This is a genomic window from Fodinisporobacter ferrooxydans (assembly GCF_022818495.1).
In the GTDB taxonomy this organism is placed as follows: Bacteria; Bacillota; Bacilli; order Tumebacillales; family MYW30-H2; genus Fodinisporobacter; species Fodinisporobacter ferrooxydans.
The window spans coordinates 1785001-1808459 of record NZ_CP089291.1; the positions used below are offsets into that span (position 1 = coordinate 1785001).

Annotated in this window: 21 protein-coding genes and 2 riboswitches (1 of these 23 running past the window's edge); of the genes, 17 read left to right on the plus strand and 4 right to left on the minus strand. The window is 43.5% G+C overall.

From position 1 onward, the window contains the following. A protein-coding gene (locus LSG31_RS08600; RefSeq protein ID WP_347438892.1) for a hypothetical protein crosses the window boundary here: on the plus strand, nucleotides 1–438 show its 3' portion. It extends 171 nt beyond the left edge of the window; 438 of the gene's 609 nt are visible here — the last part of the coding sequence; the start codon falls outside the window, past its left edge; its stop codon occupies nucleotides 436–438. Nucleotides 439–687: 249 nt separating this feature from the next. Here the strand turns inward: LSG31_RS08600 and LSG31_RS08605 are convergent, their stop codons facing one another. Beyond that, nucleotides 688–1437, minus strand: coding sequence for a peptidoglycan-binding domain-containing protein (locus tag LSG31_RS08605; RefSeq protein WP_347438893.1), 750 nt, complete (start codon nucleotides 1435–1437; stop codon nucleotides 688–690). Between the two features lie 116 nt (nucleotides 1438–1553). Beyond that, on the minus strand, nucleotides 1554–2426 hold the full coding sequence (locus LSG31_RS08610) for a GGDEF domain-containing protein (protein ID WP_347438894.1): 873 nt from the start codon (nucleotides 2424–2426) through the stop codon (nucleotides 1554–1556). Nucleotides 2427–3124: 698 nt separating this feature from the next. Between LSG31_RS08610 and LSG31_RS08615 the strand changes: the two genes are divergently transcribed. From LSG31_RS08615 to tatC, 4 genes are all read left to right on the plus strand, one after another. Further along, entirely contained in the window at nucleotides 3125–4105 is a 981-nt protein-coding gene (locus LSG31_RS08615; RefSeq protein ID WP_347438895.1) for a molybdopterin-binding protein, read from the plus strand. Nucleotides 4106–4184: 79 nt separating this feature from the next. Then, nucleotides 4185–5318, plus strand: a complete 1134-nt coding sequence (locus tag LSG31_RS08620; RefSeq protein WP_347438896.1) for an IS630 family transposase — start codon at nucleotides 4185–4187, stop codon at nucleotides 5316–5318. 331 nt (nucleotides 5319–5649) lie between these two features. Then, the gene (gene tatA, locus LSG31_RS08625; protein ID WP_347438897.1) at nucleotides 5650–5832 is read left to right on the plus strand and encodes a twin-arginine translocase TatA/TatE family subunit; all 183 of its coding nucleotides are present in this window, start codon (nucleotides 5650–5652) and stop codon (nucleotides 5830–5832) included. 4 nt (nucleotides 5833–5836) lie between these two features. Then, a complete protein-coding gene (gene tatC, locus LSG31_RS08630; protein WP_347438898.1) occupies nucleotides 5837–6589 on the plus strand; it encodes a twin-arginine translocase subunit TatC in 753 nt (250 codons plus the stop codon). Between the two features lie 62 nt (nucleotides 6590–6651). On the opposite strand, the gene LSG31_RS08635 is transcribed toward tatC, so the two are convergent. Further along, nucleotides 6652–6870 (minus strand): DUF1657 domain-containing protein, encoded by a 219-nt coding sequence (locus LSG31_RS08635; protein ID WP_347438899.1) that lies wholly within the window; start codon nucleotides 6868–6870, stop codon nucleotides 6652–6654. Nucleotides 6871–7677: 807 nt separating this feature from the next. Here LSG31_RS08635 and groES point away from each other — a divergent pair. From groES to LSG31_RS08665, 6 genes are all read left to right on the plus strand, one after another. After that, nucleotides 7678–7962 (plus strand): co-chaperone GroES, encoded by a 285-nt coding sequence (gene groES / locus LSG31_RS08640; RefSeq protein ID WP_347438900.1) that lies wholly within the window; start codon nucleotides 7678–7680, stop codon nucleotides 7960–7962. Between the two features lie 55 nt (nucleotides 7963–8017). Next, nucleotides 8018–9643: a chaperonin GroEL gene (gene groL, locus LSG31_RS08645; RefSeq protein ID WP_347438901.1), complete on the plus strand. Its 1626-nt coding sequence runs from the start codon at nucleotides 8018–8020 to the stop codon at nucleotides 9641–9643. Nucleotides 9644–9984: 341 nt separating this feature from the next. Then, nucleotides 9985–10542: a cob(I)yrinic acid a,c-diamide adenosyltransferase gene (locus LSG31_RS08650; protein WP_347438902.1), complete on the plus strand. Its 558-nt coding sequence runs from the start codon at nucleotides 9985–9987 to the stop codon at nucleotides 10540–10542. 138 nt (nucleotides 10543–10680) lie between these two features. Then, a complete protein-coding gene (locus LSG31_RS08655) occupies nucleotides 10681–11247 on the plus strand; it encodes a sigma-70 family RNA polymerase sigma factor (RefSeq protein WP_347438903.1) in 567 nt (188 codons plus the stop codon). Next, entirely contained in the window at nucleotides 11225–12574 is a 1350-nt protein-coding gene (locus tag LSG31_RS08660) for a hypothetical protein (protein WP_347438904.1), read from the plus strand. Before LSG31_RS08655 ends, LSG31_RS08660 begins: the two co-directional genes overlap by 23 nt. A 334-nt stretch (nucleotides 12575–12908) precedes the next feature. Then, a complete protein-coding gene (locus LSG31_RS08665; protein WP_347438905.1) occupies nucleotides 12909–13097 on the plus strand; it encodes an alpha/beta-type small acid-soluble spore protein in 189 nt (62 codons plus the stop codon). Between the two features lie 119 nt (nucleotides 13098–13216). Here LSG31_RS08665 and LSG31_RS08670 read toward each other — a convergent pair whose 3' ends face one another. Continuing rightward, a complete protein-coding gene (locus tag LSG31_RS08670; protein ID WP_347438906.1) occupies nucleotides 13217–14620 on the minus strand; it encodes a copper amine oxidase N-terminal domain-containing protein in 1404 nt (467 codons plus the stop codon). A gap of 505 nt (nucleotides 14621–15125) precedes the next feature. On the opposite strand from LSG31_RS08670, the gene LSG31_RS08675 reads away from it, so the two are divergent. From LSG31_RS08675 to purB, 6 genes are all read left to right on the plus strand, one after another. Beyond that, complete coding sequence (locus LSG31_RS08675; protein WP_347438907.1) at nucleotides 15126–16322, plus strand: murein hydrolase activator EnvC family protein; 1197 nt, start codon at nucleotides 15126–15128, stop codon at nucleotides 16320–16322. A gap of 84 nt (nucleotides 16323–16406) precedes the next feature. Beyond that, the gene (gene guaA, locus LSG31_RS08680; protein ID WP_347438908.1) at nucleotides 16407–17945 is read left to right on the plus strand and encodes a glutamine-hydrolyzing GMP synthase; all 1539 of its coding nucleotides are present in this window, start codon (nucleotides 16407–16409) and stop codon (nucleotides 17943–17945) included. Between the two features lie 104 nt (nucleotides 17946–18049). Then, nucleotides 18050–18151: riboswitch (purine riboswitch) on the plus strand. Nucleotides 18152–18457: 306 nt separating this feature from the next. Next, nucleotides 18458–19834, plus strand: coding sequence for an NCS2 family permease (locus LSG31_RS08685; protein WP_347438909.1), 1377 nt, complete (start codon nucleotides 18458–18460; stop codon nucleotides 19832–19834). 252 nt (nucleotides 19835–20086) lie between these two features. Continuing rightward, nucleotides 20087–20188, plus strand: a riboswitch (purine riboswitch). Nucleotides 20189–20359: 171 nt separating this feature from the next. Further along, the gene (gene purE, locus LSG31_RS08690) at nucleotides 20360–20848 is read left to right on the plus strand and encodes a 5-(carboxyamino)imidazole ribonucleotide mutase (RefSeq protein WP_347438910.1); all 489 of its coding nucleotides are present in this window, start codon (nucleotides 20360–20362) and stop codon (nucleotides 20846–20848) included. Then, a complete protein-coding gene (gene purK, locus LSG31_RS08695; protein ID WP_347438911.1) occupies nucleotides 20839–22047 on the plus strand; it encodes a 5-(carboxyamino)imidazole ribonucleotide synthase in 1209 nt (402 codons plus the stop codon). Before purE ends, purK begins: the two co-directional genes overlap by 10 nt. Before the next feature lie 64 nt (nucleotides 22048–22111). Next, nucleotides 22112–23410 carry an adenylosuccinate lyase gene (purB, locus tag LSG31_RS08700; RefSeq protein ID WP_347438912.1) on the plus strand — a complete coding sequence of 433 codons (1299 nt, stop codon included), beginning with the start codon at nucleotides 22112–22114 and terminating at the stop codon, nucleotides 23408–23410. The last annotated feature ends 49 nt before the right edge of the window (nucleotides 23411–23459 follow it).

A 23459-nucleotide genomic window follows, 5' to 3' on the forward strand; every position in this document is an offset into this window, starting at 1 on the left:
TTTCGTTTTAATACGACAATACGCAAGCAAGCAAGTGAAGCTATTGAGCGGGCAAAAGAGAGTGGGAAAAACAAGAAAAACACCAGTCAAAATGTGTCGATGCAATTCGTAACTGATGCGGTATTTACAATAACGGATGAAAAAGCGGAAGTAGACGTACAGCAAGTATCGGAAGATATCGATCAGGAGGTAGTGGAATCATTTCAAACAGTGTCAGATATTAACGAACTATATAAAGAAATTGGGCAACCTTCTTTAGAAACAGTCATTCAATTGCTGCAAATGATTCAAAAACATAATGGTTTGACAGAAGAGAATACACTTCGTCGAAAAATCGATGAAATCGAGACTTTGATTTCTGCAGCGTTTGATCAAATTGAACAGGCGAAACATCAGCTTCAAGTTGCAGTGGATGAATTGCATTCACTCTATGAATAGAAAGAATATGGGATTCGTTTGTTAATGGGGACAAATGAATCCCATATTTCTTGTTTCTTCAGGCTTGTTATAGAGGATGTTCAAAAAGTAGTCAAAACTCCACGGCGGATTGCTTTGCCGAATCCCAAAAAGGCTTACTCATGTACCAAACACGTACACTCCGTCGCCTTTTCGTGCTCCGGCTTCGCACTCCTTGTGTCTTACTTAACCACTTTTTGAACGCGCACTTGTATAGAATTCAGTTAAACATCATGAATACCAAGGTATCCAATAGGGATACGGATCAAAACCATTCCAGCGATACATAGAATAATATTGCATATAATCTCTCTGCTGCTGTTCAAAAACCTGGTTCCAATAATTCGTCATGCCATAGGGTAATTCAAACGATTGGCTGTTGTCCGTGTTCATCGGTGGCCACAGATTGCCGTATGGCGAAATGTTCGGATGTTGCGGAGCCATAAATGGCTGGGATGGTACTGTGTATTGAGGTGTTATTGGTTGTTGAGTTATTGTCGGCTGTGGAGGAGTCTGATATTCCTCGGGTAAATATTCTGTTTGTTCAGGTGTAGTCGGTGCAACAACAGTACCTGTTTGAGGTGATGTTTCATCTGTTGAATATTCAAGAATCGGTGTGCTTGTACCTGGAGTTGTTTCATGGGATGTTTCAGTTGCTTGATCTTTTATTTTCCAATTATTAACGTAATAGGGTGTCGGCATTGCTTTTAGAATCCCTTTATCGACTGCTTCACCGTAAAGAGCATAGCGCATGGGACGATCAACTACACCGCTGACTGTAAGATTATGGGCAGTTTGAAATTTGCGGACGGCCATTAATGTTTTTTGGCCAAATATACCATCGATATTGCCGTTATACCAGCCTAACTGTTTTAATACCCATTGTGTAAATGCGACAGCTTTGCCCGTATCTCCCAGTCGAATATCATGAAAAGAGTATTGAGGCAACTCATCAATATTTTTTCTCTTATTTCTTGCCATTTTGTTTCATCCTCCTAAGCAAACGGATCTATACCAAGAATTCTTTCTGTGTCATGGTATGGGAGTTTGCTTAGATTTGTGCCTAAAGACAACCTTAAAAAAGAAAACATCCAAAATTAACTTTGGATGTGATGAGGCGTGGACTTCATGTCGACTTTTTCAGTTGCCAAGCTCATAAGAATAGCAGATTGATTTATTCGATCATATCGAATAATTTGATTTTTTCCGCAAGCTTTTGCTTCGTACATAGCGAAATCTGCACATTTCGTCAATGAAGTAGCATCATCTGCCATTGTTGGAAATGTTGAAATACCTCCGCTGACAGTAATTTTCATATTTAGATTCGTTGTACCATGAAATGTATAGGTTAATGTTGAAATATGATCGCAAATATCTTTGGCTAGAGCATATGCATCATCTGTATTGGTCTCCGGCATAACGATAACCAATTCTTCTCCGCCGATTCTTGCTGCGAATCCATAACGTTTATGAAACTTTGACAAGATTGCAGAGCTTACAATTTTTAAAACTTCATCTCCACAGGCGTGGCCAAACGTATCATTGAAGCGTTTAAAATTATCAATATCAAAAAGAGCAATACTCAATGGTGCTTTGCTTTGTCTGGATTTTTCGATTTCTACCATAAGACGATTGTGATAATATGTCTGGTTGTACAATTGTGTCAACCGGTCCATTACCGCGAGATTTTGGATATCAAACGTGTAATCGGTCATTTGTTGTGTAATTAGCTCTAAATCTTTCACAAGTTTTTCTTTTTCCTGTAATAACCGTTCCTTTTCGACCAACAATTCTTCTTTGCTATCATTCGATGTTTTCCATACTTCGATCATGTAACTTGCATAAACAACAGGTAAAGCTGAAATGAAAAAAAAGATGGTACGAAGAACGATTAAATTAAGTAAAGATATACGAGAAAAAAATAGCAATGCGGAAGCATAAGCGATCGCAGAAAAAAAGGAAATTGCCATTCCGGACCGCCAACTGAAAATAAAAGCTGCTTCTGCAATACACCATATAAAAAAATAATAAAAATCGGATTGCAAATGATGATGAGTATACACAAGAGCGAAAATTGAAAAGAAATCAACGGGTAGAATTGCTTTCCAAATCAGTGATATGTGCTGCTCGTATCGTAACGCCCCGAAGAGAAGTGTAGACGACGACAGAAAAAAAACAGCAAACACGAAAAAATCTATAGAATGAATGGTTGTATTGGATAAAAAAGAAATTACCGGAATGAAACAAGCAGTTGCCAAATGGGCAGCAATAATCAGGCGAGTTGGATTTTGCAGCAAACGGTGTAATTTCATTGGTATGGGAACCGAACTCCTTTCTTATGGAGATCGTATAGAAAGCTATTTCAGAATACATTATAGCAGAAGGAAGATTTTTTCAAAAGTTATTTGTTTACGTAATAATTTTCAAAAGTATGACAGTGATACCTTGCTTATACCATGATATGATAAATTTAACAGAAAATCATTTGATATTCGGGAATATGGTAAAATTTGTCCGATAGCTAACCGCAACTAAATACTCCCGCTTTTGCAAGCGGGAGATAAGTGCAGCTCAAGCTCCTGGATAAGTTCATCTAAGAATCAGATGGAGTAAAAACTCCACCTGATTCAAGTTTCACTTTATCTTTCATATGGAGGAGTTTTACGGAATGAAAGAAGTTCATGTTACAGATGCGATTGGAATGATACTGGGGCATGACTTGACCAAAATTGTCCCAGGTGAATTTAAAGGGCGTCTATTCAAAAAAGGCCATCGAATCCGTGAAGAGGATATTCCCCAACTTCTCAATATAGGAAAAGAGCATATTTTTGTTATGGAAATACCGCCTGGCTATGTTCACGAAAATGATGGTGCGCAACGAATGGCGGAAATGACTCCGATGGCAAATGTGAATGTTTCAGAACCGCATGAGGGGAAGGTAGTTGTAAAATCAAACATTCACGGTTTATTTCGTGTAAATCCGGATCGTCTGTATCAATTGAATTGTATCGGTGAGTTAGCCGTTGTGACGAAGAAGACTTTTACTGTTGTAAAAGAAAACGATTCGGTTGCTGCCTTTCGGGTGATACCGCTAATCGTAAAGGAGTCAAAATTATTCCAAATGGATACGATTGTTAACCGGAATACGTCGGATGTTTTTCTGGAAGTTCAGCCATTTCGTTCGTTGCGTGTAGGAATTGTCACTACAGGGAGCGAAATAGCAAAAGGGAGAATCGAAGACCGTTTTGGTCCAGTGATTAAGCGAAAGGTCGAATCATATGGCGCATTCGTTCATCGGCAAATCATTGTAGGTGATGAACAGGCGCGAATCGTGGAAGCGTTAGAAACGCTGCGAGACGAAGGGTGTGAGTTGTTAATCTGTACTGGTGGAATGTCAGTAGACCCGGATGACAGAACTCCAAGCGCGATTCGAACGTTTGCGACACAGGTGATCGGCTATGGGATTCCCATGCTGCCGGGTACGATGTTGATGTTGGCATATCATCATGATATTCCCGTCTTTGGGTTGCCCGGTGCGGTCATGTTTGATGCGCAAACATCCTTTGATTTTCTATTGCCGCGGGTACTGGCAGGATGCTCGATTCAAGCCAATGATTTGGCAGAGTTAGGTCATGGCGGATATCTCTAGTATATCGATTCAAAAATCCACTTAATATTTTTATATTTTGGTATAATAAGATCATCGAAAGATGATCGGAGAGATACCCATGGCACGTTCCAAAAAAGCAGCACTCTTGTTAACTGAAGAAGATAAACAATACCTTCAAAAAATCTGTAATTCTCGAACCGAACAGGTGCGCCGTGTGGAGCGTGCAACGATTCTTCTTCACTATGCCGATGGGATGAGTTCGCCTCAGATTGCCAAACGGATGGGAATTAGCGTACCTAACACAGATAAATGCATTAAGAAAGCACTCCAATTCGGTGTGAGACAAGCATTGGAAGATTTTAAACGTTCCGGTCGTCCAGTGGAATTAACACCGGAAGCCCGAGCGTGGATTGTGTCTCTCGCTTGTCAAAAACCTAAGGAACTGGGGTACTCATATGAATTGTGGACCATGAGCCTGCTTGCCCAACACGTTCGCCAACATGCAATGGCAGAAGGTCATCCCAGCGCAGCGCGAATGGCGAAAGGAACCGTTTCGCGCATCCTTTCGTCTCATGACCTGAAACCGCATAAAGTGTCGTATTACGTAGAGCGCAGAGATCCTGATTTCGATACCAAACGTGCGCAGGTGCTGCATGTCTATCAACAGGTCGAATGGAAGATCGAAAATGACAACTTTCAAATGTCCTGTGATGTTGTTGTCTCATACGATGAAAAACCTGGGATCCAAGCCATCGGGACAACTTCGCTTGACTTGCCGCCGGTTCCCGGTGAGCATCCGACGATTTCCCGAGATTATGAGTATGTGCGCCATGGTACAGTGACGCTCATGGCGGCTATCGATCTTGTTAGCGGCGAAGTACTCGGATCGGTTGTGGATCGCCATCGCAGTCGGGAATTTGTTGACTTTCTAAAAATGCTTGATACCCATTATGAACCAGACTTACGAATTCAAGTTGTTTTAGATAATCATTCCGCCCATACATCCAAGGAGACAAGAGCGTACTTAGATACGGTTCCCAATCGCTTCGAGTTCGTGTTCACTCCCAAGCATGGTTCTTGGCTCAACGTGATTGAAACTTTCTTTTCCAAAATGTCGCGCTCTTTCCTTCGCGGAATTCGGGTTGCGTCCAAGGAAGAATTAAAAGAACGGATTGAACTCTACTTGAAAGAAATCAATGCCAATCCGATTCCGTTTCGTTGGAAATATGGCATGGAATCTGCCGCAAAGTAGCATGTTCAATTTAAAGCTTATTTTTGAATCGATCTACTAGTCTCTGAAATACATAGGGATCCAGAGCGGGAGAAATCAGTTGCGGAAAATGCAAAATTGAAGGAATGTGAACTTTATCTAACAACGAATGGATGTAAGGGTTGAAACGGAGATCGGCATATTGCCCCACTATCCACAGCGTTGTATCATAAAATCAATCCACTTTTGATTCCATGGGAAAAACATCAGGATAGGTTCCCGCAGATTTTTTCGTCCGGAATGTTCGGGATATGTGTGATTGGAACAAATGACTGTTATGGAAAATTATTTGGGTGGATAGGAGGAGATCCTCGTGCTTTCAAACATTGGACTGCCAGGTCTCATATTAATTCTGGTGCTCGCATTGATTATCTTTGGACCTAGCAAGCTGCCGGAGATCGGACGGGCTTTCGGACGCTCTTTAAAAGAATTTAAAGATGCAACCAAAGACTTAACGTCTGAAATTACAGAAAAAAACGAAGAAAAAAGAGGGTAATTGGATGTCTGATTCAGAAATGGGTCTTGTCCAACACCTGGAGGATCTGAGGAAACGTTTAATTCTTACACTTGTTTTTTTTGTTCTGGCACTCATTGTCAGTTTTCTTTTCATCGGGAAAATTTATGGATTTCTGATTCAACCGTTATTAGGTGCACAATTGACTGTGTTGGGGCCTGCTGAATCGATTCGCGTCTACTTTACACTGGCAGGCGTATTTGCGCTTGGTCTGACGCTTCCATATGCGCTGTACCATGTTTGGAGGTTTGTTTCTCCGGCGTTGACGGAAAAGGAAAAGAAAATAACGTTTCGTTATATACCGGCAGTATTTTTGATGTTTGTCGCAGGAATTGTTTTCGGATACTTTGTTGTGTTCCATATGTTATTGCGTGTTTTGCTGCAGATTTCGAGAGAGAATTTTAGCGTCATGTTGACGGCGGGCAACTATTTTGGCTTTTTAATTGATATTACGCTGCCTTTTGGATTTCTATTTGAAATGCCGATCGTTGTTATGTTTTTAACGAAAATCGGTATTGTTAATCCGATACGTTTGGCTAAAATGCGAAAATATGCATATTTTATCTTGGTGATTGTGGCATCCATGCTAAGTCCTCCGGAATTGGTATCGCATCTCAGTGTAGCTGCGCCTATGATTTTGTTGTATGAAATCAGTATTTGGATATCAAGAATCGTTTATCGTAAACAATTGTTGATGCAACAATCGTATGAAGAACATTATTCGAGTGAAGAAGCGTAGGACAAACTAAATGGCGAGATGGGAGCAGTAACAGAGCAGGAATGGCCGGATTGCCTGCCCTGTTATTTTTTTTGGTAGTACTGAGCGATCGTAGCCTGTCGCTGTATCAATTGCTCTAATCGTTGCGACAAGCCTTTGGAAATATCTGATACCGTTTGCGTCATTTGTGTATACATGTTTTTGGCAGCCGGATCTATTGTATCTAACGAAGCTTTATGAAGCTCTGCATGTAATTGTTCTGCTTGTATCAAGATCGTTTGCAATTTTGAAATGGTTGGCATACATGATTTCGTTCCTTCCAAACAATGTTTTCGAAGTTTTCAAAAAATTCCCGATCCCTTTGCATATGTGCTCGACTTCTACAAATGGATGTATATCTCTGCAGCGGATGTTTAACGGGAATCTATTTTGTTAAAACTGTAAGTTAGTTTAATCAGTTCCGGATGAAACCATGCATCAAGTTAAACGTATATACAATTTAGGGTGTATTTTTTGTACACAGAGTACATTTCTTGTATAAAAACGCAAGACGGTTGCAGACGGAAGCTTTTCAGGAACAATTGGACTCCGACATTGTCTGTCATCTTAATTTAAAGAGGATGTTCAAAAAGTAGTCAAAACTCCACGGCGGATTGCTTTGCCGAATCCCAAAAAGGCTTACTCATGTACCAAACACGTACACTCCGTCGCCTTTTCGCGCTTCGGCTTCGCACTCCTTGTGTCTTACTTAACCACTTTCTGAACACACACTTTAAAGAGATGCAATCGGAAAAATAGGAAGGTGATCAAGTATGCGACATTTCAAAAATCGTATCGAAATATTTGGCATTCTGGGTTTGGTAATTTGTGTGACGACAGGAATCCTCAGCATTTATGAGCATTTTCACTCATTTTAATACGGAAAGAATCCCAACAAATTCTGAATGACAGAAAAAAATTTATTTTTTTTAAAAAAATTTTGTTTACCCCATTGCAAAGATAAAAAGAAATGACTAATATAATTATTGGAATTAGCACTCGAGTGAAGTGAGTGCTAACAACATAAAAGATTCATCATCCAAAACCAAAAAAATAAGGGAGGGTTTTGCATGATCAAACCATTGGGTGACCGTGTTGTCATCAAATCAGTTGAAAAAGAAGAAAAAACAGCAAGTGGTATCGTATTGCCGGATACTGCGAAAGAAAAACCGCAGGAAGGTGAAGTAATCGCTGTTGGTCCTGGCCGTTATGAAGATGGCAAGCGCGTAGAATTGGATGTGCGCGTGGGTGACCGCGTGATCTATTCCAAATATGCGGGAACAGAAGTAAAGTATGACAACACCGAATACTTGATCTTGCGTGAAAGTGATATTTTAGCAGTTGTTGAAAGATAATTTTTCTGTTAAGTAAGACCTTTTATACATTACATATTTTGGGGAGGTTATTCACGTGGCGAAAGAAATTAAGTTTCGTGAAGATGCGCGTCGTGCAATGTTGCGCGGAGTAGATGCTCTTGCAGATGCAGTAAAAGTGACTCTCGGACCTCGTGGACGCAACGTTGTCTTGGAGAAGAAATTTGGCTCTCCGCTGATTACAAATGACGGTGTAACCATTGCGAAAGAAATCGAATTGGAAGATGCTTTTGAAAACATGGGTGCGCAACTCGTAAAAGAAGTTGCAACCAAAACAAACGATGTAGCCGGTGACGGTACAACTACTGCAACTGTGCTTGCACAAGCATTGATTCGCGAAGGCTTGAAAAACGTTACGGCTGGCGCGAACCCAATGGTGCTTCGCAAAGGAATCGAAAAAGCAGTTATAGCTGCTGTTGCAGAAATCAAAGCTATTTCCAAGCAAGTAGAAGGCCGCGAAAATATTGCACAAGTTGCTGCAATCTCTGCTGGCGACGAAGAAATCGGTTCTTTAATTGCAGATGCAATGGAAAAAGTGGGGAAAGATGGCGTTATCACTGTTGAAGAGTCCAAAGGCTTCACAACAGAACTCGAAGTTGTTGAAGGTATGCAATTCGACCGTGGCTATATTTCTCCATACATGGTAACTGACGCTGATAAAATGGAAGCTGTTCTCGATGAGCCATATGTCTTGATCACTGACAAGAAAATCGGCAACATCCAGGAGATACTTCCTGTTCTCGAGCGTGTGGTTCAATCCGGTCGTCCGCTTTTGATCATCGCTGAAGATGTAGAAGGCGAAGCGCTTGCTACACTCGTAGTAAACAAACTCCGTGGAACATTTACAGCAGTGGCAGTAAAAGCTCCTGGATTTGGCGATCGTCGTAAAGCAATGTTGCAAGACATTGCAATTCTTACAGGCGGTCAAGTCATCAGCGAAGAAATTGGTCTCGAACTGAAGAGTACTACGATCGATCAATTAGGCCGTGCACGTCAAATTCGTGTAAGCAAAGAAAATACGATCGTTGTGGATGGGTCTGGCAACACCGACGATATCAATGCTCGTGTAAATCAAATCAAAGTTCAATTGGAAGAAACAACTTCTGACTTTGATCGTGAAAAATTGCAAGAGCGCCTTGCAAAACTCGCCGGCGGCGTAGCGGTCATTAAAGTTGGCGCAGCTACTGAAACCGAATTGAAAGAAAAGAAACTCCGCATCGAAGACGCTCTGAATGCAACGCGTGCGGCAGTTGAAGAAGGTATCGTAGCAGGTGGCGGCACAGCACTTGTAAATGCCATCCGTGCTCTTGACAATGTAAATGTTTCCGATGACGAATTGACAGGTGTAAATCTTGTCCGTCGTGCTTTGGAAGCGCCGATTCGTCAAATCGCCGACAATGCAGGTCTTGAAGGATCCGTCATCGTTGAGCGTTTAAAGAAAGAAGCTGTTGGTATTGGCTTCAATGCAGCAACGGGTGAATGGGTGGACATGATCAAAGCCGGTATCGTTGACCCGGCTAAGGTTACACGTTCTGCACTTCAAAACGCAGCAAGCGTTGCAGCGATGTTCCTCACAACAGAAGCGGTTGTCGCTGACAAACCGGAAAAAGATAAAGCACCTGCAGGCATGCCTGGCGGTATGGACGGTATGGGCATGATGTAAGATCGTAATCTTGATTGACGATTACGAATCGTTTTAAACGTTTTGCAAACAGGGAGAATCCTAAGCAATAGGGATTTTCCCTGTTTTTATTTTTGCAATTCTAAAGAACTGTCATAATAATGGAAAAATGGAGCGGAATTGTTAATGGATTATGGATGCTCCTTTTGTTGAGAACATGTATGATAGAAGTAGAGATTGGACAGATGAAATTGCGGATACGCGTTTGATTATTTGTCGCTAGTTTGTTGGTTGTTACTGATTGGTTATTACTTATTTGTTGGTGCTTGTTAGTTGTTGCATATCAGAAAATTGAATGTCATTACCATAAGGGGGAGTAGGAAATGAAACTGTACACTCGCACAGGGGATCAAGGAATGACTGGAGTCGTGGGCGGCCGAATTCGAAAAGATGCCATTCGGGTTGAGGCATATGGGACCGTCGATGAATTGAATGCGGTCATTGGCCAGGCGATCAGTGAGCTTGATCCAAATGTTTTCCACGATGTAATACGTGAGTTGACGGAAATTCAGCTTGAATTGTTTGATGCAGGAGCGGATTTGGCCAATGTGACGAAAAACCCTGCATACAAAATTGCCGGCAGCATGATTGATCGTTTGGAAGTGGCAATGGATACATACGAGAAGGAAATCCCGCCGATTCGGCGTTTTGTCTTGCCGGGTGGCTCCAAAGCTGCCGCCGTTTTGCATGTGGCGCGTGTCGTTGCACGCAGAGCGGAACGCAGAGTCGTTACTTTGGCCGAACAAGAAAGCATAAATTTGGAAGTTCGCAAATACTTGAATCGCTTATCCGATTATTTATTTATGATTGCTCGTTTGGCAAATGCCAGACAAGGGATTTCCGATATCGAATATGTACGCGGAGGAGACGTTTTTAAATAGGGAGTATTTGCATACGAATCGATCCTGATTTTAAATTCCATTATATACCTGTAAGAAAAAGGATGGTATAGTAGAGTGGTGTGCCAGGGAACAAAGTCCATGGTAACTTCGTCTAAATAGGAGAAGGCAGAAAGGGGAATGGTTTCTGTCGTGATCGACATGTTTAAAGGTAAAGACAAAAAAAACATTCTGAATGACCTGGTCATGGAGTATGGTGATACGGTTTTGCAATTGGCATTCTTTTATTTGCATGATAAAGGACTTGCTGAAGATGCATTCCAGGAAGTATTTATAAAAGTATATAATCATTTGGAGAATTTTCGCGGCGACAGCAGTCTTAAGACTTGGATCTGCAAAATCACTGCAAATGTATGCAGAGATCGAGTCCGCTCCTGGTCCTTTCGCAATTTGCTGTACTATGGTGATGATACGGTTTATTCTACAATTGACAATCATTATGCAGATGATTCGGATTTGCATGGGTTTGATCGCGAACAAGTTTTGGAAGCTATTTTGAATTTGCCAGTCCCCTTACGTGAAGTGATTGTATTGTATTACTATAAAGACTTTGACACAAAGGAAATCGCTTCGATTCTGAAAATATCCGAAGGAACGGTTCGCAGTCGGATGCACCGCGCCAGAGAAAAATTAAAGAAGACACTTGAGGAAGGAGGGGTACAATTTGAAGCAAAAGCATCCAGATAATATCGATCAGGCTTTGGCGATTGTGAAAGAAGCAGCAAATGAATCCGTCTTTAAAAATTGGACAGTCACTGATCAGATGAAAGATTCGCTATTTCAGGCAATTGAATTGCAAGAACGAAATGGTACTGTGAAGCAAAATCGGAGAATGTCCAATATCGCCAAAGTGAGTCTTCTCGCATGTGCAGGGATTGCACTGCTTTTTGTCACTCCTCAATTCCGTGAAGTGGTTCAACATCTTATACAACATTCGCAATCGTCGTCAAATTCTCCAAATGCAACTTCGAGTCGGTCAACGGATCGCCGCAAATCCGATACTGCGCAAAGCTCTGTGTCTGCAACCGATTCAAAACACATGGGGAAGGAAGCACAGAATCCATCAACTGGAAATTCGCAAAAACTTGCTGTTGCGGATGAAACGAAACCAAATCTTAATTTAAGTATAGGAATGAGTCGAAGCAGAACGCCCAGTATGCAGCAAATCCCTGAACAACCGTTGGAAAAACAACCTGCTTCTAGCAAAAGGACCCAACTTCAAGGGAATATAAATGCGACTGGCACACAAGTATCGGTTCCTGACAATGCAGCTACGGCAAAAGAAAAGCCAGCGAATTTACAAGCACAAAGCAAAGCTCAAAAATTGGATAGCCCGCAATCCGTTCAGCCACATCCATCCGGCATTCGTTCGACCGGCCTTGTGGCTGATACAAATTCGAATGCCCGGCCAAATGCCAATCAGTCGATTCTAAAACAAATACAATATTTGGTCAAGCAAGACTTTCTGGTGAAAGTTCTTGGGCAAAATGGTATGGTATCCCTGTACAAACTGCCGTCAGCACATACGATATATTGTACAAGAATTGCTTCGAATCGCATCGGAGTCTATGTGAATGATTCTGAAAAATTGCCTATGCAATTGACGGCAGACGAATGGCGGTCATTGGTTCAGTCTGGATCGATTCATATATTGCCATATGAAGGAATTGTTACGGATACGATTCCGCAACAGGCAGTTGCAATTGTTCCCAATGATCCAGTCCGGCAATCGATCGAGACATTAGGAACCGAACATCTGCTATATGGAGTACAACTGCCAAATGGTGGTGTCCTTTTTTTGACGGCAGATTCGAATTCGTCTTCAGTCGTACCGAGTGTGATTACGGCTTGGCCGCAATCCGGAATTCATATGGCGGATTATGTTCAGTATCCTGATTTAATCTTCCAGCCGGCTTTTTCAAATATTGGCTGGGGACAGTTGCAAAGTGAAGTTCATTGGGTAAGAATGAGTGATGCTGCGTATCGACAGTGGCAGCAAACGCGGCACAAATAAGCGAAAGAGCGAAAGACTTGGCCCCAAAATATAAGTATAAGTGCGTGTTCAAAAAGTGGTTAAGTAAGACACAAGGAGTGCGAAGCCGAAACACGAAAAGGCGACGGAGTGTACGTGTTTGGTACATGAGTAAGCCTTTTTGGGATTCGGCAAAGCAATCCGCCGTGGAGTTTTGACTACTTTTTGAACATCCTCTATAAGCAAGTTTGTTTGAGTCATTTCTTAAGGATGGATGAATTGGCAAAAAATATGCGGAATGTTTTTTAGAAAACTACCCATATTAGTACTACCACAGTGATTGTGGTACACACAAATCTTAAAGGAGTGATAGTAAATGGCAAACAACAACAACTTGGTTGTAGGAAATGCAGCTAAAGCTCTGGATCAAATGAAGTACGAGATTGCGTCAGAATTCGGTGTTCAATTGGGTGCTGACACAACTTCCCGTCAAAACGGCTCTGTTGGTGGAGAAATCACAAAGCGTCTGGTTGCCTTTGCTGAACAACAGCTTTCTGGTCGTTAATCGGTAGTACAAGTAAATATAGATGAGAACGCCCTTCCGCAAGGAAGGGCAACTTATTTTTATGCGCCTGTTTTAAAATTACCGCAAAATTCTATTTTACGATGCACCATGCTGCCGGATCATCGCTGCAATGCTTGAGCGGATGGGTCAACAGCAAAATCTTTCACATGCCAAGTGGTGTCTTTCTGGAGAGAAATAAGCAGGGAATGCCCGTTTGCTTGATAGAGGTAATTTGCTTTTGTGCCAGATTCGTTGATCGTTTTCAGTGTTACTACCTGGGTGTCATCCGATTGTAAAAATGATAAAGATTGTTTTAGATTGTTGTAATCGGTGATTGCTGATGTTGACCAAGTAAAAGGAATATAGGTTAGGCCGCTTGCCACATTTGGATTCACGGAAATGCTGCGCAGATAATAAATCGATTCTACCGCATCAACGCGCGGATTGCTGTTCATATCGGTCGGAGTAAAGACACTGGATGTATACGAATCAATTGTGTTAAATTCTTTCGTGTTCGGATTATATTCTTCAACCACGTTTTTGGAACTGTCATCTTTTTGCCCATCTGCTGCAACCAAATCCCAAGCGTATGTGCGGTTGCTGATAAATACGTCTAATTTTCCATCCTGGATCCAAGTGAGCAGACCGTTATCTGCAAAAAATTTAGTAAAGACTTCCGGTTGGCTGTTTTGCAAATCAAATAGATAGTTGTATTCAGAGTGAGCACCAACAATACCGCCAATTTCAATCAAGGTTCCACTTGACAATGGAATGGCTGATGCAGACGTGGGGAAATCGATATTGGAAGAAAACTTCACGATCGTATGATTAGGCGAAATGAAATAAATCGTTCCTGGTTTGTTTTTCATCCAGTCGGGTTTCGTTTGTACCACAAGATAGGATTTCCCGTTTTCAAACTGTACGATGTCTGCAGCGCCGATGGCTTCATTTGGATAAGCTTGCGCAAACCATGGCAGCAGCCCATGGTATGGGCCGTTGATCCAATTGATAGTAACAGTGTTTGTCGTTCCGTCCCAACCTACAACCGCTCCCAAATGTTCAGCAACGAATCGGGCAGGGACATAGATATGTCCATTATAGTTAATGGCAACATAAGAGGAATCAAGGGTAACCGGTTGCCCGTTAAATACAAAGTTTATCTGTTGCGGATCAACTTTTATTTTGGATGCTGAGATCTGAATATAGGGAGTTGGTGCACCGGTTTGACCGGTTCCGGTGGTGAATGCAACCGTATGTGTATCGGAGTTCCACGTTGTGTCAACGCCCATATTCTCTGCTACAAAGCGTACGGATACATAGACATGGCCGTTATAGTTGATAGGAGCGTACTCATGATCCGGATAAATATAGCTGTTATTGAACTGAAAAACGGCCGGGCTTGTTGTTGCAGTCAGAGTTGTCGCATGTACATCAGAAACAGATCCGAATGATATTCCACCCGCAAGTATAGCGGATGTGCCTAAAAACCTACACAATTTCCACAGAATGCTGGATACTGCCATCGATTCGTCTCCTCTCAAAATTTGCAAATGTTCGAAATGTACAGTTGGAAAAAGCGAATAACTTTTTTTCGGAAAACGGAAGCGTCCGCTATGTCGCTAGGCTGCTAGTCGCCGAAACCGAGACATTTATCTTCTTATGTATATTTTTGATCAGTGACAAAATGTTATATGGTTGGGAATCGAATCCGATTTTTTATCATCAGATGATATTTGAATTCCGTATTCGAGTACGGTTCCGGTGATGAAAAAAACAAGTTTTCGAGAAACATTTCCGGTTTGCTAATCTATCATTTGCAGTAAATTTTCGACAAATTATCGATAAATTGTCGTAAAATCACAGAATCTCTAAATTTCTTGCCGAAATCGACAGGGTTTTTTCAAAAAATGTCGAAGTATTAACGTCGACTTTGTATATAGAACGTCTAGTAAACTATTACTTTTTAATTTTCACTTTCAAAAACTGTTCTGCTAATGAAAGTACAAGAAAGGGGAAGCTAGACAAACGATGTGGTCATCACGCAAGAATGTAACATATGTTGCCACGGCAGCTGTTTTGCTGGCGGGGCTTTTGTTTCCTGAAATGTCTTCTGCTGATGAATTGCAGACAAGCCAACAGCAATATCAGCAGATGCAGCAAGCCAAACAGCAGCAGCAGCAGCAAGTCGCTCAATTACAATCCAAAGAACATACCATCGGCAATCAGATTCAAGTGATTGAAGGTCAATTGCAGGATACGGAAAATAAAATTTCCAGCCTTAAGCAACAAATCGCCCAACTTGATACACAGATTAGCCAAATGAAAGCGAAAATTGAAACAACGCAAAAATTATTGGAACAGCGGGATGAATTGCTGAAGCAGCGGATTCGGGTAATGTACGAGAATGGGACGACTTCCTATTTGGATGTGATCTTGTCATCTACCAGTTTTTCTGATTTTCTCGATCGGTTGTCAACACTCAGCCTGATCGCTGATCAAGATAAAAAAATACTGGAAGAGATCAAGAAACAAAAACTCGCCCTTCAACAGCAGCAGAATCAACTGCAAAGCGATCAGCAGCAACGGCAGCAGTCGTATTCCCAATTGCTTGTGTTGCAGCAAACCCAAGAACAACAAAAGTCGCAAAAACAAGTGGCATTATCCCAAGTACATACACAGCGAATACAAGAAGAGAAAAAGATAAACGAAGAGCAAACAGCCATGAATCAATTGGCTGCGCAAATTCAAACGATGTTGGCGCAGCAACGGGCAGCATCCTCTTCTTCCTCATCATCAGGAGGCGCCGCACAGCATGGAAGCGGCTCATGGCTCTGGCCTGTGCCTGATTCCCATGTCGTGTCATCGGATTACGGCTGGCGAACCCTGTTTGGCGGACGCGACTTCCATGCGGGGATTGATATTGCGGCCCCGATTGGTACAAAGATTGTGGCAGCCGCAGATGGTGTGGTGTTATTTGCAGGACCCGCTTCCGGCTATGGCCACTGGATTGTCATATTGCATCCCGATGGTTTGATGTCGATCTATGGACACATGTATGGGAATGAATTATATGTTTCAAAAGGACAATCGGTAAAAGCCGGTCAGGTGATCGCAGCGGTTGGCAGTGATGGAGAAGCGACAGGTCCGCACTTGCATTTTGCAGTCGCCAATGGAATCACAAACGGAAGAATGGATACGTTAAATCCATGGAATTATTTAAAGTAGACAGATACTCTTGTTGCAAGGTGTTCGGTTTTCGACAGGAGTTTATTTTCGGATAGGATCCAGAAAGAGAAGTGGAGTTTTCCAATGGCACAACAAAGAGATTTTGTAGCAGTATTGGATTTTGGCAGTCAATACAATCAATTGATTACGCGGCGGATTCGCGAAATGCAAGTCTATTCGGAGTTGTTGCCGCATACGACCACAGCAGAGACGCTTCGTTCCATGGGGGTAAAAGGAATCGTTTTTTCCGGCGGACCCAAAAGCGCATATGAAGCGGATGCGCCGACAGTTGATCCGGAAATTTTTGAATTGGGCATACCGATCTTGGGAATTTGCTACGGCATGCAATTGATTGCACATCGATACCAAGCAAAAGTGCAGCGCGCGTCTGTTCGGGAATATGGAAAAGCGGAGATTGAAGTTGTACAAGCATCCGGTATTTTTCAGGAATTGCCTGCCCGGCAGCAAGTGTGGATGAGCCATAGCGATCTGGTGGAAGCGCCGCCGGCCGGCTTTGCTGTCGATGCCCAAACAGACCATGCGCCGGTGGCGGCGATGAGCAATCGGGAAAAACAAATGTATTGCGTGCAATTTCATCCGGAAGTGAACCATTCCGAATACGGAGCGCAAATGATTCGGAACTTCTTATATGACGTTTGTGGTTGTACAGGAAATTGGAAAATGTCTTCATACGCAGAAGAAGCGATTGCAGCGATCCGGGAAAAAGTCGGCGACAGAAAAGTATTGTGCGCATTGTCTGGCGGCGTTGACTCTTCTGTTGCTGCAGTACTTGTCCACCGTGCCATCGGTGAAAATTTGACATGCATGTTCGTGGATCATGGATTGCTTCGCAAAGACGAGGCAGATCTTGTCATGCAGACATTTGCGGAAGGATTTCACATGAATGTGGTGAAAATCGACGCTTCCGAACGTTTTCTCAATCGTTTGGAAGGCGTTGCAGACCCGGAGCGCAAACGGAAAATCATCGGCGAGGAATTCATCCGGGTATTCGAAGAAGAAGCGAAAACACTTGGTCAATTTGACTTCCTTGCACAAGGGACCTTGTATACGGACATCATCGAAAGCGGTACGGCGACAGCAGCCACGATCAAATCCCACCACAATGTGGGAGGACTGCCGGAAGAATTTGATTTTGAATTGTTGGAGCCGTTAAATTCCCTGTTTAAAGATGAAGTTCGGGCATTGGGTGAAGAATTGGGCATTACGCGGGAAATCGTCTGGCGGCAGCCGTTTCCTGGACCAGGGCTGGCGATCCGGATTATTGGCGAAGTTACAAAAGAAAAGCTGGAGATTTTACGCGAAGCGGATTATGTACTGCGGGACGAGATCAAAAAGTCAAACCTTGAGAAAGAAATCTGGCAGTATTTCACTGTGTTGCCAGGTCTTCGCAGCGTAGGAGTCATGGGGGATGAGCGTACATATTCATATACGATTGGCATTCGTGCCGTGACGTCAAAAGATGGCATGACTGCCGATTGGGCGAGAATTCCTTACGATGTATTGGAGCGAATCTCCAATCGGATTGTCAATGAAGTTCCGGATGTCAATCGGATTGTGTATGATATCACTTCCAAGCCACCCGCTACCATTGAATGGGAATAAGGAATTGGCAATAAAGGAAACACTACAGAAATACGAATAATCAATATGCATTTTTGAAAAACGTTCGGTTTTAATTGACGAATTTTGTCGTATCGTGATATACTCTGGTTGAAAATTTTAGAACTCGTATAAGCTCGATAATGTGGTTCGAGCGTTTCTACCTAGTCGCCGTAAATGACTGGACTACGAGCCGAAATGGATCTGGAGAGACCGATATGCAAAATATTCTGCATATGAAGTGCCGACCCAGGCTATAGGTTTGCTCGTTTTGCGAGTGAAGTCTATGACCTGGGTTTTTGGTTTTTCTTTGGTTTTTCTCCCTATTCTTTTGGCTGAATGTTCCTATACATTTTCATTCATTTGGGAAATATATGGAGGGGAGTTAACGTTCGATTTTTTTGATTAAAGGAAACGATTGTACAGAAAGAAATGCACGAAAGGAATAGGATGTGCGGATGAAATGTACGGAAAAAGTGTACAGAGCGGAAAAGTACATAGAAAGGATGGTTTAGATGGATAAACTGTTTCGTTTAAAAGAAAATAAAACAACGGTAAGAACAGAAATCCTTGCTGGGCTTACGACGTTTATTACGATGGCTTATATATTGATTGTCAACCCTATTACCTTAACCGCCGGCGGCGGCACAGGCATGGATTTTAATGCGGTGTTTGTAGCAACTGCAATCGGTGCAGGTCTTGTTACCATTCTGATGGGGTTGTTTGTGAATTTTCCGATTGCATTGGCACCGGGAATGGGGTTGAACGCATATTTTGCGACTGTCATTTTGAGCTCCGGCGGCAAAATCACTTGGCAGATTGGGTTGGCAGCCGTATTTATTTCCGGTATCATCTTTATTATTTTGACTTTGACGAAGATTCGCCAAATGATGTTGGTGGCGATCCCAAAGTCTTTACGTGCAGCTACAACTGTCGGGATTGGCTTGTTCATAACGATTATCGGTTTTAAAAACAGCGGCCTCTTGTCTGCCTTTTATATCGGAAAGAATGCGGTCAAATCATTACATCCGATAAACGGTATGGATTGGTTGCTGCAATTGGGAAATTTCGTTCATGATAAAAGTGTATTGCTTACGTTGATCGGTCTTTTGATTACTTCTGTTTTGATGGTCATGCGCGCTCCTGCCTCCATCCTGTTGGGAATTGTCATTACGACTATCATTGGCATACCGATGGGAATTACAGATGTATCTTCATTGGCGAAAGCGCATTGGATTCCTGATTTTTCACATGTCGCATTTGGCAGACTGGATCTTGCCGGTGCGCTGAATACAGGGTTGTTGACAATCATCTTCACATTTACATTTGTCGAGTTGTTCGATACGTTCGGCACATTGACCGGAACAGCCGCAAAGGCAGGGCTTTTGGACAAGCCGGATGGAAATGAAAAGATCGGCCGCGCCATGTTGGTGGATGCTGCCGGTGTAAGCTTGGGCGCATTGCTTGGCACCAGTACGATAACGGCGTTTGTGGAAAGTGCATCCGGGGTTTCCCAAGGCGGACGCACCGGGTTGACCGCCGTCACATCCGGCGTATTTTTCTTGCTTTCTCTGTTTATCGCTCCGTTAGCGCTGTTGGTTCCTGGTGTCGCCACATCTCCTGCGCTAATCATCGTTGGTGTTTTGATGGCGGGAGCAGTAAGGGAAATCGATTGGGATGATTTTGTAAATGCCATTCCTGCATTTTTGACATTGATTATTATGCCGTTTACCTATTCGATTGCGAATGGGATTTCTTTTGGGATCATCTTTTATGTAGTATTGGCGCTCGCCAATAACATGGTTGGCGGAAAACACAAAATCCATTGGTTAATGTGGTTTCTGGCGATTTTGGTTGTTGTCCGGTTTTTGTTTACAGACATTAATGTATAGTAAAAATGAGAATTTCGTATATCAACTTAGCGCATCTGGCGGATTGTCTCGCTAGATGTGCTTTTAAATGCGAACAATCGCGTCGATTTCAGTGTGCATTGTTCGTATTTTTGTTGACATTGTCACAACTTATTTGATACACTTGGAATGAATTTCAGAAGATTGATGGAAGTTCTTTGAAAGAATCGATGGAAGTCCTTTGAAAGTTCTTTATGTGAATTATAGGAATGAATGCATACGTTTTGTGCTTGTAAATGAAAATAGTAACATGCTCGTATATGCTCAAGGATACGGCTTGAGTGTTTCTACCAGGTCACCGTAAATGATCGGACTACGAGTGGAAGTAGATCTAGGGAACCACCCCGACAGGAGATTTGGACCGAGCGATCTAGATGTGAAGATTTCTGCTGGCGGCTCCTCTTCACATTACACCGAAGGGATAAAAGCCCAGGCGGGTAGGTTTCACTCGCGTTCGAGTTGAAATTCTACCCGTCTGGGCTTTCTATATTTTTCGGAGGTGTGGTCATGCAAAATCCTGTAGTCGGAATTATCATGGGAAGTCAGTCAGATTGGGATACTATGCGTGAAGCTTGCAGCATCCTGGAAGAGTTGGCAATTCCTTTTGAAAAAAAAGTGGTTTCCGCTCATCGAACTCCCGATTTTATGTTTGAATATGCAGAAACGGCTGTGGAACGAGGACTGCAAGTCATTATTGCAGGTGCCGGCGGAGCGGCGCATTTGCCGGGAATGGTTGCAGCGAAGACGATTTTGCCCGTGATTGGAGTGCCTGTAAAGTCGTCGACGTTAAACGGGCTGGATTCCTTGCTGTCGATTGTGCAAATGCCGGCGGGAGTGCCTGTCGCAACAGTTGCGATCGGGAAAGCGGGCGCTGCGAATGCGGGATTGCTGGCTGCGCAGATGCTGGCAACCCAAGATCAGCAGTTGCGTGAGCGGCTCTTGCAACGAAGAGCTTCGATTCGCGACAAGGTATTGGAAAGTGGTGAATGGAATTGAGTCGACAAAAGCGCATTATCCCCGGTTCCACCATCGGGATTTTGGGCGGTGGACAGCTTGGACGAATGATCGCACTGAAAGCAAAGGAAATGGGCTACCGCATTGTGTGCATGGATGCCACGGAAGACTCGCCATGCGGACAAGTCGCGGATACGGAGTTTGTGGCACCGCTCGATGACTTGACAAGTGCCCGCCAACTGGCAAACAACAGCGATGTCATTACATATGAGTTTGAAAATGTCAGTGATGAAATGCTGGACATTTTGGAGAAAGAGTGCTATTTGCCGCAAGGGGCGGAATTGCTGACACTTACACGCCACCGCATTCGTGAAAAGCAAGCGCTGCAAACAATCGGAGCGCCAGTAGCACCTTGGCGGCCGATTGGCACCTGGCAGGATCTGCGGGAAGCTGTGAAGCAAATCGGCATTCCTTGTGTACTCAAGACAACAACAGGCGGATATGACGGAAAAGGCCAATATGTGATCCGCAAAGAAGAGGACCTTGAGGCGGCTTGGCAGACGCTCAGCCAATATGATTCTTTAGATAATGCCTCCTCCCTGGCAAAATGGATCTTGGAAGGGTGGGTGAATTTTGACAAGGAGCTGTCGGTAATTGCTGCCCGTTCACCCAGCGGAGAGATTCAGACGTTCCCGACCGCTGAAAATATCCATAAAGAAAATATATTGCATCAATCCATCGTGCCGGCGCGAATTCCTTCCGCTGTGGACCGGGCCGCACAAGAGTTGGCCCGAATGATTGCCGAAAAGCTGAATATCGTTGGGCTGCTTGCAGTCGAGATGTTCTGCAAAGGGGAGCAACTGCTCGTCAATGAGTTGGCGCCGAGACCGCACAACTCCGGCCACTATACGATGGATGCTTGTGTGACATCCCAGTTTGAACAGCATATTCGGGCGATTTGCGATTTGCCTCTGGGTGATCCGACATTACTGTCGCCCGTTGTGATGGTCAATGTATTAGGGGAGCATGTACAACCGCTTTTGAATCGGTTGCATCTTTTATCAAATGGGATCAAACTGCACCTCTACGGAAAGAAGGAAGCCATCGAAAAAAGGAAAATGGGTCATCTCAACGTTTTGGCGGAAACTGTGGAAGAGGCGCTTGCGACCATTGATCAGTTGGGAATTTGGGAGGAAAAGAAAACAAACGTCCCAAGCAGTACTCCAATGGTGTTCAAGTAACTGAATGACATCAGCGGCATTATAAAAATAGGCAGATGTGAAGGAAAAGAGAGGATAAACAACTATGATCGATCGTTATTCATTACCGGAAATGGCGAATATCTGGACATTGGACAACCGCTTTGCCATGTGGCTGGAAGTTGAAATTCTCGCATGTGAAGCGTGGGCAAAGTTAGGAGTCATACCAGAAGCGGATGTAAAATTGATTCGGGAAAACGCCCGTTTTACATCGGAGCGCGTTTTGGAAATCGAAGCGGAAACACGCCACGATGTGGTTGCCTTTACCCGTGCGGTCTCGGAATCATTAGGACCGGAACGGAAATGGGTGCATTATGGACTGACATCCACGGATGTTGTCGATACGGCTTTATCTGCACAAATTCGGCAGGCCAATGCAATCATTCGGGAAGATTTGCAAAACTTTATCCAAGTCTTAAAAACGCAGGCAAAAGCATACAAAGATACGGTGATGATGGGTCGTACACACGGTGTTCATGCAGAACCGACGACGTTTGGCCTGAAGCTTGCACTTTGGTATGCGGAGATGCTGCGCAACCTGGAGCGGTTTGAGCAGGCGGCAGAAACGATCGAATACGGAAAAATTTCCGGTGCCGTGGGAACGTATGCCAATATCGATCCGTTTGTAGAAGCATATGTGTGTGAGCAGTTGGGCTTAAAAGCAGCGCCTGTATCCACACAGACGCTGCAGCGGGATCGCCATGCTGCATACCTTTCCACTCTGGCACTGATTGGTACGACATTGGATAAATTTGCGACCGAAATTCGGGCGCTGCAGAAGACGGAGATGCGGGAAGCGGAAGAGCCCTTCTATAAAGGGCAAAAAGGTTCGTCTGCTATGCCGCACAAGCGCAATCCGGTGTCCTGTGAACAAGTTTCAGGCCTGGCGCGGATTTTACGCGGCAATATGCTGGCTGCCTATGAAAATGTGCCGCTGTGGCACGAACGGGATATTTCCCACTCGTCGGTCGAGCGCGTAATTATTCCCGATTCCACGATTCTCGTCAACTATATGTTGCGAAAAATGACCAATATCGTGAAAAATTTGACAGTTTTCCCGGAAAACATGATCCGCAACATGAATCGCACGTTTGGCCTGATTTATTCGCAACGGGTGTTGTTGGCGTTGATTGACAAAGGACTGGCACGGGAGACCGCATATGATGCGGTGCAGGCAAAAGCGATGCAGGCATGGGAAGAGCAGCGCTCCTTCCGCGAGTTGGTCGAGCAAGAACCGCTCGTAAAGGAATACCTGACAAAAGAAGAGTTGGATCATTGCTTTGACTATCATTGGCATTTAAAACATGTGGACACGATTTTTGAACGTTTGGGATTGTTAGAGTAGTTGCAGTTGTTTGTTGTTCTTGGGATCGAATGTGACACTGGTGAAAACA